Origin of the sequence: Rugosimonospora africana (assembly GCF_016862975.1) — a bacterium.
GTDB classification, from domain to species: Bacteria; Actinomycetota; Actinomycetes; order Mycobacteriales; family Micromonosporaceae; genus Rugosimonospora; species Rugosimonospora africana.
Genome location: NZ_BONZ01000002.1, coordinates 34,951 through 49,852 on the forward strand (window position 1 = coordinate 34,951; position 14,902 = coordinate 49,852).

General features: G+C 70.3%; 14 protein-coding genes. 6 read left to right on the plus strand and 8 right to left on the minus strand.

Annotated elements, in window-relative coordinates:
* Positions 1–2: 2 nt before the first annotated feature.
* From Raf01_RS00730 to Raf01_RS00750, 5 genes are all read right to left on the minus strand, one after another.
* Positions 3–743, minus strand: coding sequence for a response regulator transcription factor (locus Raf01_RS00730; RefSeq protein ID WP_203915704.1), 741 nt, complete (start codon positions 741–743; stop codon positions 3–5).
* Between the two features lie 227 nt (positions 744–970).
* Entirely contained in the window at positions 971–1,720 is a 750-nt protein-coding gene (locus tag Raf01_RS00735; protein WP_203915705.1) for a PadR family transcriptional regulator, read from the minus strand.
* A complete protein-coding gene (locus Raf01_RS00740) occupies positions 1,717–2,595 on the minus strand; it encodes a DUF4097 family beta strand repeat-containing protein (protein ID WP_203915706.1) in 879 nt (292 codons plus the stop codon). The genes Raf01_RS00735 and Raf01_RS00740 overlap by 4 nt, the downstream gene beginning before the upstream one ends.
* Before the next feature lie 282 nt (positions 2,596–2,877).
* On the minus strand, positions 2,878–3,837 hold the full coding sequence (locus Raf01_RS00745; protein ID WP_203915707.1) for a lysophospholipid acyltransferase family protein: 960 nt from the start codon (positions 3,835–3,837) through the stop codon (positions 2,878–2,880).
* Positions 3,834–4,580, minus strand: coding sequence for a GNAT family N-acetyltransferase (locus Raf01_RS00750; RefSeq protein WP_203915708.1), 747 nt, complete (start codon positions 4,578–4,580; stop codon positions 3,834–3,836). The genes Raf01_RS00745 and Raf01_RS00750 overlap by 4 nt, the downstream gene beginning before the upstream one ends.
* A gap of 445 nt (positions 4,581–5,025) precedes the next feature.
* Between Raf01_RS00750 and Raf01_RS00755 the strand changes: the two genes are divergently transcribed.
* The 3 genes from Raf01_RS00755 to Raf01_RS00765 all read left to right on the plus strand — a co-directional run bounded on the left by Raf01_RS00755 (position 5,026) and on the right by Raf01_RS00765 (position 9,605).
* On the plus strand, positions 5,026–8,811 hold the full coding sequence (locus Raf01_RS00755; RefSeq protein WP_203915709.1) for a multifunctional oxoglutarate decarboxylase/oxoglutarate dehydrogenase thiamine pyrophosphate-binding subunit/dihydrolipoyllysine-residue succinyltransferase subunit: 3,786 nt from the start codon (positions 5,026–5,028) through the stop codon (positions 8,809–8,811).
* 72 nt (positions 8,812–8,883) lie between these two features.
* Entirely contained in the window at positions 8,884–9,090 is a 207-nt protein-coding gene (locus Raf01_RS00760; RefSeq protein WP_203915710.1) for a DUF6104 family protein, read from the plus strand.
* A 203-nt stretch (positions 9,091–9,293) separates the two neighbouring features.
* A complete protein-coding gene (locus Raf01_RS00765; RefSeq protein WP_203915711.1) occupies positions 9,294–9,605 on the plus strand; it encodes a UBP-type zinc finger domain-containing protein in 312 nt (103 codons plus the stop codon).
* 69 nt (positions 9,606–9,674) lie between these two features.
* Here Raf01_RS00765 and Raf01_RS00770 read toward each other — a convergent pair whose 3' ends face one another.
* Both Raf01_RS00770 and pruA read right to left on the minus strand, forming a co-directional pair.
* Entirely contained in the window at positions 9,675–9,842 is a 168-nt protein-coding gene (locus tag Raf01_RS00770; protein WP_203915712.1) for a hypothetical protein, read from the minus strand.
* A 21-nt stretch (positions 9,843–9,863) separates the two neighbouring features.
* On the minus strand, positions 9,864–11,492 hold the full coding sequence (gene pruA / locus Raf01_RS00775; RefSeq protein ID WP_203915713.1) for an L-glutamate gamma-semialdehyde dehydrogenase: 1,629 nt from the start codon (positions 11,490–11,492) through the stop codon (positions 9,864–9,866).
* Positions 11,493–11,649: 157 nt separating this feature from the next.
* On the opposite strand from pruA, the gene Raf01_RS00780 reads away from it, so the two are divergent.
* Positions 11,650–12,831, plus strand: a complete 1,182-nt coding sequence (locus tag Raf01_RS00780; RefSeq protein WP_203915714.1) for a hypothetical protein — start codon at positions 11,650–11,652, stop codon at positions 12,829–12,831.
* A gap of 6 nt (positions 12,832–12,837) precedes the next feature.
* Here the strand turns inward: Raf01_RS00780 and Raf01_RS00785 are convergent, their stop codons facing one another.
* Positions 12,838–13,374 (minus strand): DUF6912 family protein, encoded by a 537-nt coding sequence (locus Raf01_RS00785; RefSeq protein ID WP_203915715.1) that lies wholly within the window; start codon positions 13,372–13,374, stop codon positions 12,838–12,840.
* A 157-nt stretch (positions 13,375–13,531) separates the two neighbouring features.
* Here Raf01_RS00785 and Raf01_RS00790 point away from each other — a divergent pair, with 157 nt between their 5' ends.
* Both Raf01_RS00790 and Raf01_RS00795 read left to right on the plus strand, forming a co-directional pair.
* Positions 13,532–13,774, plus strand: a complete 243-nt coding sequence (locus Raf01_RS00790) for a helix-turn-helix domain-containing protein (RefSeq protein WP_203915716.1) — start codon at positions 13,532–13,534, stop codon at positions 13,772–13,774.
* Between the two features lie 194 nt (positions 13,775–13,968).
* Complete coding sequence (locus tag Raf01_RS00795; RefSeq protein ID WP_203915717.1) at positions 13,969–14,889, plus strand: Rv3235 family protein; 921 nt, start codon at positions 13,969–13,971, stop codon at positions 14,887–14,889.
* Positions 14,890–14,902 lie beyond the last annotated feature (13 nt).

Genomic DNA, 14,902 nt, shown 5'->3' on the forward strand with positions numbered 1-14,902 from the left:
CGCTAGGAGGGTAGGCGCAGCACGTAGCCGACACCACGCAGGGTGTGAATCAAGCGCGGTTCAGTGAAGTCGACCTTGCGCCGCAGGTATGAGATGTAGGACTCGACGATACTGTCGTCGCCGCGGAAGTCGTAGCTCCAGACGTGGTCGAGGATCTGGCCCTTCGACAACACCCGGCCGGCATTGGCCATCAGGTACCGCAGCAGCTTGAACTCGGTCGGCGACAGCGAGATCCGCTCGCCGTTGCGCCACACCTCGTGTGCTTCCTCGTCCAGTTCCAGGTCGGCGAAGGTGAGCCGGGCCGACGCCGCGGCGCCGCTGGTTCGCCGCAGTACCGCCCGGATCCGCGCGGTCAACTCCTCCAGGCTGAACGGCTTGGTGACGTAGTCGTCGCCGCCCAGGGTGAGCCCACGGATCTTGTCGTCGGTGGTGTCCCGCGCGGTCAGGAAGACCACCGGGCTGCGGGTGCCACTGTCCCGAAGCTTCCGGATCACCTCGAAGCCGTCGAGATCGGGCAGCATCACATCGAGGACGATCAGGTCGGGGCGCTCTTCACGCGCGGCACTCACCGCGGCGGACCCGTTGGTCGCCGTGGAAACGCTGAATCCGGCGAAGCGCAGGCTGGCGGAGAGCAGCTCGAGGATGTTTGGATCATCCTCTACCACGAGCAGTCTCGCCTCAGCCTGCGCCGCACCGGACAGCGTCGCACCCCCGGATTGTGCAACGCCGTCACGTACCCCCATGCGCTTCATCGTGGTCCCCAATGCTGTGCCATCACTGAAGTCTGCCTGGGAATTGCCTGAGAATCAGGGATCCGCCGCCAATCGCGCAAACGGCCCCGACCGAGCGCAGCCGGAGCCGATCTGTGGCGGAGGCGAGCACGGTCCCGCGCGGCCACGACCGAGCGCAGCCGGAGCCGATCTGTGGCGGAGGCGAGCACGGTCGCGCCCCGCCAACGCCGGCGAACCTCTCATCCCCGCAGCAGGCGCCGCAGTTCGGTCAGGGCGCTGCTGACGACCGCCGCCGCGGCGCGCAGTTGGGCGTCGCCGGCCGCGCCCTGCCGAGTCATCCGGCGTACCTCCGACGTCAGCTGTTCGACCGCGCGCTCCAGATCGCCCGCCGCCGACCCGTTCGTCCCGGCGGTGTCGGGCGACTCGGCGCCCGTGTGATCGCCCCGCGTCGTCTGGTCGGCGCGCGCGCCTTCCGCCGTACCGGTGGAGTCGACCGGCGCCGTCCGCGTCGCGTCGGCCGGGGAAGTGCCGGGGTCCGTCCCGCCACGGGCGCCACGCTGCCACGGTCGGCCGTCCGTCCAGTGCCGACCGGTGCGGATCTGCCGGGTCGCGTCCCGGAGTTCCCGCTTGAGGTCCCGTACCGAGCCGCTGACGTGCTGCTCGATCTCTGTGGCGAGGGTGGTCAGGTCGGCCACAGAGGCATGGATCTCGGTCTCCAACTCGGCCAGCTCGCCGGCCCGCTGAGTCAGCTCCGTACGGCCGTCATCGGTGATCTCGTAGACCTTGCGGCCACCGGCCTGGGTGTGGGTCACCAGCCCCTCGGCCTCCAGACGCGCGAGGCGGGGGTAGATCGTGCCGGCCGACGGCGCGTACAGCCCGAGAAACCGGTTCTCCAACAGCCGGATCAGCTCGTACCCGTGCTTCGGCCCCTCGGCGAGCAGCTTCAGCAGGTACAGCCGGAGCCGGCCGTGGCTGAAGACGGCCGTCATTTCGACGCCTCCACCGGGCCTGGGCCGGTGTCCTCCGACTCTGGACCGGCCTGGCCGAAGTCCTCGTCCACCGGCCGGCACAGCAGAGAGATGTTGCCGCCGATGGCGTTGGCTCGCAGCCGCCCGGTACCCGCGCCGATCGTTCCCTTCACCGATGTGCCCCACTCGCCCTTGACCTGCAGATCCGGGAACGCGCTCGTGACCCGGCCGTGCACCGCGGCCAGTTCGACACCGAGATCGCTGTCTTCACGGACCCGGATGGTGATCTCCCCGGACATCGTCTCAAGGGTGATCTGGCTGTCGTGTGGCGGGTTGTCCAGGTCCGCGGTCAGCGCGCCGGAGATCGTCTTCGCGGACAGGCGCCTGGCCGCCGTGTCCGCCAGCGTGATCTCTCCGGACACGGTGTCCAACGCGATCTCCCCCGCGCACCCCAGCGCCTCGATCGGGCCGGACACCACGGTCGCCTTGATCCGCCCATCGACGCCGAGCAGCGTGGTGCGGCCGCTGGCGCAGTCCACGTTCAGGTCGGCGTGCAGGGTCGACACGATCACCGAGCCCGAGCCGAGTTTGAGCGCGGCCGCGGTCTGGTACGGCACGGCGATCGACACGTCGGCCGCGAACTTACGGGCGTTGATCCACCACCAGAGCGGCTGAAGGACCCCGGGCCAGGTACGCGGGACGTGATGCCGGACGGACAGCAGCCCGCCGTCGGCGGAGACGGTCAGCCGCAGCCCGCCGGGCGTGCTGATCTCGACCCGGGCCGGCCCGTCGGTGCCCACGACGCTGAGCCGGCCGGCGACCAGAGAGACGTCGAGCCGGACGACGTCGTCGGTGATGTCGAGCCGCCGCGGCTCGGTGATCGTCCAAGTAGCCACCGCACACCCCTCTGATGAGAACGCTCAGCCTACCGCCGGCGTGTCGCGTTACATCTTGAGAGCATATCGCGATGTATCTCGACTGCCCAGCCATGGCACCCGCGGCGTCCGGCCCGTCCGGGTACGGCGACGAGGGCCGGCCCGATGCCCCAGCCATGGGCTCCGGACCGACCCTCGCTTTGCCGCCGACATGGAGGATGCGGCTATATGAGTGAAGCTAGTGCGAAAAACGCTTGCGTTTCAGTTCTCTCGCGTAAAGATGCGGCAACAGCTTCCGGCCGATCACGCTGCCCTGGGCAGCCCGACGGGACTACGGGAGCCGCCGTCCACCGGTTCATTCCACAGCGGTACCAGCGAGGCGGCCGGATCTACGACCGGAGCCGGCGCGCGCCGCGCTTCCCGGTCCGCGATCGGGCCGGACGCTCCGACCGCCCTGGCCGCCACCCTCGCCAGGCTGCGGCGGGTGGCGCCGGACGCCGGATGGATCATCGCGCCGCAGGAGAGCTCGATGATCAGCCCGGGCAGGCGCAGGATCCGGCGCAGCGAGACGAGCAGCGTCTCGTCACCGATGAACGCCGCCGCCGAGGTCCGCCCGGCCCCGGCGAGCCGGAAGCGCAGCGTCACCGGGACGACCGCCGCACCGGCCTCGACCGCCGCCTGGAAGAACGCCGGCCGGAACCGGCCTATCGAGCGACCGCAGGACGTCGTCCCCTCCGGGAACACCACGACCACGTCGCCGGCCGCGAGCGCGGTCCGGACTTCGGCGACCACCACCGGCAGCGTCCGGGGGCGGGACCGATCCACGAAGATGGTGCCGGCGTACCGGGCGATCCGGCCGATCACCGGCCAGTCGCCCACCTCGGTCTTCGCGACCAGCCGGGTCCGTTCGGTGGCCAGCAGCACCACGATGTCCAGCCAGGAGACGTGGTTCGCGACGACCAGAGTGCCGCACGCACCCATGGCCACCGCCCGCCGGGCCGGCAGGTGACCGTGCAGGGTCACCCGGATTCCGAACGCGTGAAGCACGTTGCGTGCGCACCAGCGGATGAACCTCGCCCGGCGCCGCTCGGGAAACAGCGGCAGCAAAGGCAGCAGCGCGACGGCCACGAGCATGACACCCGCGGCGGCGACCAGTCGCTGCCCGCCCCGGATCCGGCTCGCCACCTGGAACGGCTCATCGTCGGCCAGGCAGTCGGGGCCGCACGCCGAGGTGGGTTGCCAGAGTTCGTTCGGCTCGTTCACGGCAGGTCCCCGAGGAAGTGCCGCAGGTAGCGCGGATCCACCCGGTCGAGGCCCAGCAACACGTAGAAGTCGGCGCAGTCGAAGTCCGGGTCGTACGCCGGGGCTCCGCACACCCAGGCGCCCAGCCGCAGGTACCCGCGCAGGAGCGGCGGTACCGCGACCCGGCCGGTCGGCGCCGGCCCGGCTGCCCAGGGCTGGCGCGGCGTGACCCGGTACTGCTCGGGCGCCAGGTGCCGGCGTTGGGCCAGGTCCCACACCCCGGACGCGATCGCCCCGCCGTCCTCCAGACCGACCGAGGCGCACCCGGCCAGCCAGCGGTGCCCGGTCAGGTGCATGTACCGGGCGATGCCGGCCCACATCAGATTGATCACCGCGCCGTCCCGGTGGTCTCGACGGACGCAGGAGCGCCCGGTCTCGACCAGGTCGTCGGCGAGCACGGCCTGCGCGGACAACTCGAACTCTCCGTCGGAGTACCGCCGCCCGGTCCGCCCGGGGGGCAGCATCCGGTACGTGCCGACCACCGCCGCGGTCAGGTCTTCCACCACGATCAGGTGGTCGCAATACCGGTCGAACTCGTCCACGTCCAGTCCGGGCGTGCCGGTGTGCAGGCGCGCACCCAACTCCTCGGCGAACACCTCGTACCGCAGCCGTTGTGCGGCCCGGATCTCGGCGGCGCCGTCCGCGATGCGCAGTGTGTACCGCGCCGCTCCGGTGGCGGGTGTACTGACGGCAAGTACAGTCATACCGCTCTGTGTAAGGCCGTGGCCTGCCGAAACGATGAACGTCTACCGCTCACCGACGTGGAATCCTGGTGAACGGCTGTGTCCGGCCCACCAGCCGCACTTCCCGCCGTTCAGGGTGCCAGATTCGCCCCGGGCCCAGGGGCGCTACCGAGCCAGCCGGCAGATCGGCCGGCGCTGATCGGGTGGACCGTGCTCGCCGGCGGCACCGGCACCGGGCTGACCCGCCGTCGGGACATTTCTCGATTGTTGCCGTCAATTCAGCCAGGCGTGGCTGTCCGTTCGTCGCGCGTGCGGCCACGAACGTCCGATCAGGCACATACTGATCGATTTCTGTGAGGTGTCACACGGGACGAAGCCGGTGGAGGCGACCCATGCTTGACCGCGTAGCCTGAGAACACACTCAGGTCTAACTAGACAAAACTCGTGAAGAAACGAGAGAGCGGCAGTGTCGACTCAACAGGCATCGCAGGACAACCCGCTAGCGGATTTTGGTCCGAATGAGTGGATCGTCGAGGACATGTACCAGCGGTACCTCGCCGATCCGGCGAGCGTAGACCCGGCATGGCACGACTTCTTCGCCGACTACAAGCCCACCCTCGAGCAGTCGACGGCCGCGACCACACCACCGACACAGCCACCCGCTCCGCCGCCGGGCCCGGGCGCCAACGGTAGCGCCGTGCCGGCGAAGACCGTGCCGGCGAAGACCGCACCGACTCAGGCCGCGCCCGCCGCCAAGGTGGCCGCCCCGGCCAAGCCCGCCGCGACCAAGCCGGCCCCGGCCAAGTCCGCGGCCCCCGCGGTCACCCCCGCCAAGCCCACGGCCACGAAGGCGACCCCGGCCAGGCCCGCCGCACCGGCGAAGCCCGTCACCGCGCCGGCCGGGACCGCCGAGCCCGCCGCGAAGACGACCGTGCTGCGCGGCGTCGCCGCCCGCATCGTGCAGAACATGGACCAGTCGCTGTCCGTGCCGACCGCGACGAGCGTGCGCGCCGTCCCGGCGAAGCTGCTGTCGGACAACCGCATCGTGATCAACAACCACCTGGCCCGGGGCCGGGGTGGCAAGGTCAGCTTCACCCACCTCATCGGGTACGCCCTGGTCAAGGCGCTGGCCGTGCACCCGGAGATGAACAACTCGTTCACCGAGATCGACGGCAAGCCGGCACTGGTGACGCCCGCGCACGTCAACCTGGGCATCGCGATCGACCTGGCCCGCCCGGACGGCAGCCGCACCCTGGTCGTGCCGAGCATCAAGGCCGCCGAGGACATGGACTTCCGCCAGTTCTGGCAGACGTACGAGGACATCGTGCGCCGGGCCCGGAAGAACGAACTGACCATGGAGGACTACGCCGGCACCACGATCTCCCTGACCAACCCGGGCGGGATCGGCACGGTGCACTCGATGCCGCGGCTCGTCGCCGGCCAGGGCACGATCATCGGGGTCGGCGCGATGGAGTACCCGGCTGAGTACTCGGGCATGTCCGACGAGGCGCTCGCCGACTCCGCGGTCAGCAAGATCATCACGCTGACCAGCACGTACGACCACCGGATCATCCAGGGCGCGCAGTCCGGCGAGTTCCTCAAGGTCATGCACGAGCTGCTGCTCGGTGAGCACGGCTTCTACGACGAGCTGTTCACCGCGCTGCGCATCCCGTACGAGCCGGTGCGCTGGGTCCGTGACGTGGCGCACACGTCCGAGGGGCAGATCGACAAGGCCGCCCGGATCATCGAGCTGATCCACGCGTACCGGGTGCGCGGCCACATGATGGCCGACACCGATCCGCTGGAGTTCCACATCCGCCGCCACCCCGACCTCGACGTGCTCGAGCACGGGCTGACGCTCTGGGACCTCGACCGCAGCTTCCCGGTCGGCGGGTTCGCCAGCAAGCAGAAGATGAAGCTGCGCGACGTGCTCGGTGTGCTCCGCGACTCGTACTGCCGTCGGGTCGGCGTCGAGTACATGCACATCATGGACCCCGAGGAGCGCCACTGGATCCAGGAGCGGGTGGAGCGCAAATACACCAAGCCCGACGTCGAGGAGCAGAAGTACATCCTCAACCGGCTGAACGCCGCCGAGGCGTTCGAGACGTTCCTGCAGACCAAGTTCGTCGGCCAGCGCCGGTTCTCGCTGGAGGGCGGGGAGAGCCTGATCCCGCTACTGGACGAGATCCTGTCCCGCTCCGCCGTCGGCGGGCTCGACGAAGTCGTGATCGGCATGGCCCACCGCGGCCGGCTCAACGTACTGGCGAACATCGTCGGTAAGCCGTACGAGAAGATCTTCTCGGAGTTCGAGGGCCACCTCGACCCGAAGACCGCTCAGGGCTCCGGCGACGTGAAGTACCACCTCGGCCAGACCGGCAAGTTCACCACTCCCGACCAGGAGCACGCGATCACCGTCTCGGTGGTGGCCAACCCGTCCCACCTGGAGGCGGTCGACCCGGTGCTGGAGGGCATCGTCCGGGCCAAGCAGGACCGGATCGACCTCAAGCTGGAGGGCTACACCGTGCTCGCGGTCGCGGTGCACGGCGACGCCGCGTTCGCCGGCCAGGGCGTGGTGGCGGAGACGCTGAACCTGTCCCAGCTGCGCGGGTACCGCACCGGCGGCACCGTGCACGTGGTCGTGAACAACCAGGTCGGCTTCACCACTGCCCCGGAGTACTCACGGTCCAGCCTGTACTCCACGGACGTGGCCCGGATGATCCAGGCCCCGATCTTCCACGTCAACGGCGACGACCCCGAGGCCGTCGTGCGGGTCGCCCGGCTGGCCTTCGAGTACCGCCAGGCGTTCAACAAGGACGTGGTGATCGACCTGGTCTGCTACCGGCGGCGCGGGCACAACGAGGGCGACGACCCGTCGATGACCAACCCGCTGATGTACCACATCATCGACACCAAGCGCTCGGTCCGGAAGCTGTACACCGAGGAGCTGATCGGCCGGGGCGACATCACCCTCGACGATGCCGAGGAGTCGCTGCGCGACTTCCAGCAGCAGTTGGAGACGGTGTTCAAGGCGACCCGGGACGCCACGTCCACGAGCCGGCCGGTACGCAACCGGGTACCCGAGCCCGAACCCGAGGTGGAGACCGCGATCAGCGCCGACTTGGTGAAGCGGATCGGCGAGGCGCACGTGAACCTGCCGGCGGGATTCACTCCGCACAAGCGCGTGGTGCAACTGCTTGAGCGGCGCGCGAAGATGGCCGTCAAGGGCGACATCGACTGGGGCTTCGGCGAGATCATCGCGCTCGGTTCGCTGCTCAACCAGGGCGTCACCGTCCGGCTGGCCGGGCAGGACTCGCGGCGAGGCACGTTCGTCTCGCGGCACGCGAGTGTGGTCGACGCCGAGACGGGCGCGGACTACCTGCCGCTGTTCGCGGTGAAGCACGACGACGCCCGGTTCTTCGTCCACGACTCGCTGCTGTCGGAGTACGCCGCGATGGGCTTCGAGTACGGGTACTCGGTGGAGAACCTGGACGCGTTCGTGGCCTGGGAGGCGCAGTTCGGCGACTTCGCCAACGGCGCGCAGTCGGTGGTCGACGAGTTCATCTCCTCCGGCGAGGTCAAGTGGGGTCAGCGCTCGGCGGTGACGCTGTTGCTGCCGCACGGCCACGAGGGGCAGGGGCCGGACCACACGTCCGGGCGCATCGAGCGGTACCTCCAGCTGTGCGCCGAGGACAACATCCGGGTCGTCCTGCCGTCGACCCCGGCTCAGCACTTCCACCTGCTGCGCCGCCAGGCGCTGTCGCCGAAGAAGAAGCCGCTGGTCGTGTTCACGCCGAAGTCGCTGCTGCGGCACAGGCTGGCGGTCTCGGCGGTCTCGGACTTCACCGACGGCGGCTTCCAACCGGTCATCGCGGACACCGTGGACCCGGCCGAGATCACCCGGGTGCTGTTCTGCTCCGGCAAGGTCTACTACGACCTGGTACAGGCCCGTGCCGAGCGCAAGATCACCGACACGGCGATCGTCCGGGTGGAGCAGCTCTACCCGCTGCCGGTGGACGAGATCAAGGCAGTGATCGCGAAGTACTCCAACGCCACGGACTTCTCCTGGGTCCAGGAGGAGCCGGCCAACCAGGGTGCCTGGTCGTTCATCGCGCTCAACCTGCTGGAGCACCTCGACGGGGTGGCGCTGCGGCGGATCTCCCGGCCGTCGGCCGCCGCCCCCGCGGTCGGCTCGGCGAAGCTGCACGAGGCCGAGCAGACGGCGCTGATCGAGGCGGCCCTGCCGCAGCGCTGATCGACCCGCTGGACCACGGGCTCCGGGCGCCCCCGCCTCACGGGGAGCGCCCGGAGCCCATATCGTGAACCCATGTACTTCACCGATCGCGGCATCGAAGAGCTGGCCGAACGGCGAGGCGAAGAGTCCGTCTCGATCGAGTGGCTGGCTCAGCGACTGCGCGACTTCGTCGATCTCAACCCGGACTTCGAGACGCCGATCGAGCGGTTCGCCACCTGGCTGGCCAGGCTCGACGACGAGGACGACAGCATGCCGGGCGACGAGGATGTTGACGTCTGAGCGCAGCCGGAGCCGACTTTTTGCGGAGGCGAGCACAGACAGCGTCGGCAATCGTCTGAGCGCAGCCGGAGCCGACTTTTGGCGGAGGCGCCGTTTTCCGGGGAGCGCCGATCTGTGGCGGAGGCGCCGTTTTCCGGTGGGGGGCGGGCACAGCGGCTGGCTCCGCGTGGCCGGTCAGCCGATCAGGTGACTACGCTGATCGGATGAGTAGCTGTTTACACCTGGCCGAGGTCAACGAGGTCAGCCCGCAGCCGCCCGACGGGTGCGCGGAGTGCCTGGCCGCCGGAGGCCGGTGGGTGCACCTGCGCGAGTGCCTGATCTGCGGGCACGTCGGCTGCTGCGATTCGTCGCCGAGCCGGCACGCCACCGCTCACTACCAGGAGACCGGGCACCCGATCGTCACGTCGTACGAGCCGGGCGAGGATTGGGTCTGGTGCTACCCGGACGAGGCGGTCGTCGGTACCGCCACGCGTCCGGCCGGCCAGCGCGGCCTGACCAGCGATCCGGTGAGCTGAGCCGGGAGCCGGACACTTCCCGCCGTCCTCGCTGAGCCCGGCTGGCTGGCCGGGCTCAGCGGTTCGAGGTCAGCGCACCAGCAACCAGACCACCAGAGCGACGACCACCACCGCGACCACGATGCCAGCCACGATCGGGGCGGGCGAACGCTTGGCCGGCGCCTGGCTTTCACCCTGTGCGTACGCACGGAACTGTGCGGTGGTACCGCTGGGATCGATCTGCTGGTTGTCCGTCATGCGGTAGACCTTAGCGGTTGATCATCCCTGGTGCGGGTAGGTGTGGTCGGTCGGCGCCACGAACGTCTCCTTGATGGTGCGCGGCGACATCCAGCGGATCAGGTTCTGCCAGGAACCCGCCTTGTCGTTGGTGCCCGAGGCGCGTGCGCCGCCGAACGGCTGCTGCCCCACCACGGCGCCGGTCGGCTTGTCGTTGATGTAGAAGTTCCCGGCGGCGTAGCGCAGGACATCGCCGGCCCAGTCGATGACCCGCCGATCGGTGGCGAAGATCGAGCCGGTGAGCGCGTACGGTGCCGCCGACTCCGCCTGCCGTACCACGTCCTCGAAGTTCCCGTCGTCGTAGACGTGGACGGCGAGGATCGGACCGAAGTACTCGGTACGGAAGACCTCGTGCCCCGGGTCCGAGCACTCGACGACCGTGGGGCGCACGAACCAGCCCACCGAGTCGTCGGCGGTACCGCCGGCGATGACCGCGCACGCGGCCGAGTTCTTCACCATTTCCAGCGCGGCGGTGTGCTTCGCGAACGCCCGGGCGTCGATGACCGCGCCGCCGAAGTTGGTGAAGTCGGTGACGTCGCCGTACGTCAGGGATTCCGTCGCCGCCACGAGCCGGTCGCGCAGTCCGGACTCCCACAGCGACCGGGGCAGGTACGCGCGGGACGCGGCGGAGCACTTCTGGCCCTGGTACTCGAAGGCGCCCCGGACCAGTGCGGTGCCCAACGTGGCCGGATCCGCCGAGGCGTGCGCGATCACGAAGTCCTTGCCGCCGGTCTCACCGACCAGGCGCGGGTACGTGCGGTACCGCCCGATGTTCTCCCCCACCGTGCGCCACAGCGTCTGGAACGTCGCGGTGGAGCCGGTGAAGTGGATGCCGGCCAGATCCGGATCGGCGAGCACGACCTCGGAGACCGCGAGCCCGTCGCCGGTCACCATGTTGATCACACCCGGCGGAAGGCCGGCCTCCTCCAGTACCCGCATGGTGAAGTGCGCCGCGAACTGCTGGGTCGGCGACGGCTTCCACACCACGGTGTTGCCGAGCAGCGCGACGGACGTGGGCAGGTTGCCGGCGATCGCGGTGAAGTTGAACGGCGTGATTGCGTAGACGAAGCCCTCCAGCGGCCGGTGGTCGAACCGGTTCCACACGCCGGGCGAGGACAGCGGCTGCTCGGCGAGCAGGCGGCGGGCGAAAGCGACGTTGAACCGGAGGAAGTCGATCAGCTCGCAGGCCGCGTCGATTTCGGCCTGGAACGAGGTCTTGGACTGGCCCAGCATGGTCGCGCCGTTGAGCGTGTCGCGCCACGGGCCGGCGATCAGATCGGCTGCGCGGAGGAAGATGGCGGCCCGGTCATCGAAGGACAATTCACGCCACATCGGGGCGGCTTTTTTCGCGGCCGTCACCGCGTCCACCGCGTCCGCGTTGGTTGCGTTGTGGGTGACTCCCAGCACATGCCGATGCACGTGCGGCTGCACCACTTGGATGGCCTCGCCGCGCGCCATGCGCTGCTGCCCGTCGATGGTCATCGTCAGGTCCAGCCGCGATCCGGCCAACTCGTCCAGACGGGTGCGCAGACTCTCCCGTTCGGGGCTTCCGGGGGCGTACGTCCGGTTCGGCTCGTTACGCGGCTCGGGTACGGCGGTCACGGCATCCATGGGGGGCTCCTCGGAGTGGGATCTCGGCGGCATCGGCGAGGCCACACCCATATTGGCACGCCTGGCTCCCGACGCTGGCAGCCAGCGCCACGTGACGGGCGTGGTTACCCACGCGCGTACCCTGAGTCGTCGGCGACATTGACCAAGGGGAGCCGAGATGCCTGAAGACGCCGAGCATCCCGCCGGCCAGCGCAGCACGGTCGTGCTGCTCACACTCGGCCTGATCTGGCTCGCCGCGTACCTGTGGGCGGCGCACGCGAGCATCGTCGGAGCCGGGCAGGACGAACTCATCGCGGTGTTCGACGCCGCGCTCGCGCTACCCGGGGTGGTTGCCGCCACCATGCTCGCCGGGGCCACGGCCGGAGTGACCGCGCTCGGCTGGGTGCGCCCCCGGCTGTCCACTCCGGGTGGCTGGGCGGCGTCCGTCATCGCCCTGGTCTCCGGCCTGGTCATCGGCGGTCTGGCCAGCGGCATGATCCTGCTCGGATACGGTCACCGGTCGTCGATCATGGTGCTCGCCTGGGCGGTACTGGCTGCGGGCGCGGTCGGCGGCATCATCGGCAGCGTCCGTCCGCGGGAAATGATCTCGGCCGGGCTGGCCGCCACCATCGTCGCGTTCCTCCTCGGCTTCGTGCTCAACTACAAGCAGGACGCGCTGCTCGACCTGTTCGGAGCGGGAAATTCGGTGCAGTCCCGCGCCGACGCGCTGAACCGGCTCACGCCGACCGAATCGCTGCTGGCCGGCGTCCTGGCCGGCATCGTGGCGTTCCTGTACCTGCGCAGGTCCGGCACCGGCCTCCAGTTCTGGCCCCGCTTCTTGGCGCACCTGGCCGGTGGCGCGACGCCCGGGATCATCCTGCTGCTCGCCGAGGTGGTCACCCGGCTGGGCGGCGGCCAGCTGTTCGGCGCCGCCGGCAGCGACAGCGCGATCGACCAGGCGGCCATCGCGTACTCCAGCGGGTCCCGCCTCAATCACGGGCTGATCGTCCTGTTCACCGGCGCGTTCGTCGCATTGATCGCGTTCGGCGTCACGGTACGGCCGGCAACCGCCGTACCGGCGGAACCGGCCGGCAGGCGGGGCGCCAACCGGCGCGGTACGGCGACCCGACCGGAGGGTACGGCCGGGAGCGGCACGGACACCAGGTCGGCACCGGCAGCGGACTCACATACTGCGTCCACGAGCGGCGCGTCCGGCACGAAGACCGACCGCGACGCGACCGGCCACGGCGGCCGGAAGACCGCACCGGCGGCGCGGAAGGCCGAGCCTGACGCGATCGACGACGCGGCGGAGTTGGCCGCCGCGCCGCGCGGCACCTCGGCGCCGGCCGACGAGGCTTAGGCCCGGTCAGGCAGCGCCTTCGGAGGGCGGCACCACGATGTGGTCGATCTCGGAGACGTCGTACCAGGCCAGCTCGTGATCCTCGGTGGCGTCCACGGTGAACTGGGCGTCCGCGTCCCCGGCCAGCGCCTCCTCGACGACCTTGACGGCCGCCTCCACCTCCGGCTCCGCCCGCGCGTCGTCGACGTGAATCGCGGCGATCGCGGCCAGTGGCACCGGGCCGGTCAACCGGATCACGCTGGAGCCCAGCTCCGGGTCGGCCGCGCCGACACCCGTCGGGGACAGGTCGGCGGAGATCACCACCCGGCGCCGGGGAGCCGTCGGAGCCGGACGTAGCAGCCGGAGCGCCGCCTGGGCGGCCCGGGTGAACGCGACGTACTCCAGCTCCTCCTCGTCGCCTTCCGTGTACCACTCGCGCAGGCTCGGGGTGACCGCGTGTGCCTCGCCACCCAGGCTGTCGAGGGACAGCTGACCCCGCTCCCGCAACTCGGTGAGGTCGGGGAGAGTCGCAGGCAGGTAGATCCTGATCAGGTTGTCCTTCACGGTGCGCACCCCCGCGCGATCAGCAGTTGTCGCCACCCGTAGTACACCGTGGGCGGCCCGGAGGGAAGGCTATCCGGTCGGCCGTGCCGGGGCCGCGTCGCTGGTACCCGACGGCCGGTTTCGCACCAGTGCAGGCAATCGATGGCAAACTGAGGCAATGCCCAGCCGGTTCATGCAGATGCAAGAAGTCGCGGACGAGCTTTCCGTGTCGATGTCGCAGGTCTACCACATGGTGCGCAGCGGCGAGCTGCCCGCGATCAAGATCGGCGGACGGGGTCAGTGGCGCATCGAGCGGGCGAAGCTCGAGGACTACATCGCGCAGAAGTACGCGGAGACGGCCGACTGGGTGAAAGAAAATCCGCTGGTCGGGCGCGAGGACGACATCGACCCGCCGAGCTGAGAGCCCCTCCCGCCGCACCCGACGGCCGTCGACCCCGAGGGGGATCGGCGGCCGTCCGTCGTGTGCGATCCGGCCCGTACCGCCAATTGAAGGCAGCCGGACGTTGACGGGGTAGAACATACTGAGCTACAAATCACTGAAGGCAAACGTAGGCAAACGAAGGAATCGAGAGAGACTGACCCCCGGGAGGCCCCGTGACCACGTCGCTTGCCATCCGCACCCGGCCGCCGCAGGAGGCCACGCGCCGCACCGCCGTCGGGGCGGTACCGCTGGTCAGGCTGCGGCCCGCACCGTCCTTCGAGCCGCCGTACGACGACGAGGTGGTGCCGGCCGGCGACGGCTGGCACCACGGCTGCCGTCATGGTCGGGGCCCCGATCGCGGCCTCGACCCAGATCCGGGTGAGAAGGCGGGAAGCGGCGCCCTTGACCACACCGAGCCCGCTGAGCTGCCCACTCCGCCAGCCGCGCTGCCCGCCTCACCGGCCGATGGGGCACCGCCCCGGGCCGTCACCGGCCGGCACGCCGCATACCGCTACGTCGGGCTGTGCCTGGAGGTCCTGGAGGGCTTCCGGCCCGTCGGGCACCTCCGCCGGTTTACCGTGCCCAGCGCGTTCGAGTCGGTCGCCGACCAGCTGGCCCGCCCGGTGGCGCGGGCCGGGCACCAGCCGCCCGGTGAAGCCGCAGGTGCGACCAGACAGGCCGGCGCCACGGGCGGGACCAGACAGCCCGGCATCGCGGGCGGGACCAGGCAAGCCGGCAACGCCAGCGGGACCAGACAGGCCGGCACGACGGGCGGGACCGGACAGGCCGGCGCAGAGGGAGGAGTGAGGCGAGCCGGGTTCGCGGTGCGGACAGACGTGCCGGGTGCCGGCCGGCACGCCGGCGCCCCGGTCCGGGCCGGCCTCCCGGGCCAGCCGGACGTCACGGGGCGGGCCACCCTCCCGGGGCCGAGCGCCGATCGGATCAGGCTGCGCCGCACGCGCGTCGCCGAGCCCCGCGACGGGGCCGTGGAGGCGGTCGCCGTCCTGAGCCGGGCCGGGCGCACCTGGGCGCTCGCGCTACGCCTGGAATACCGCGAGGACACCTGGCTGTGCACCCACGTCGAGGTGGTGTGAGCGGTACGACGAA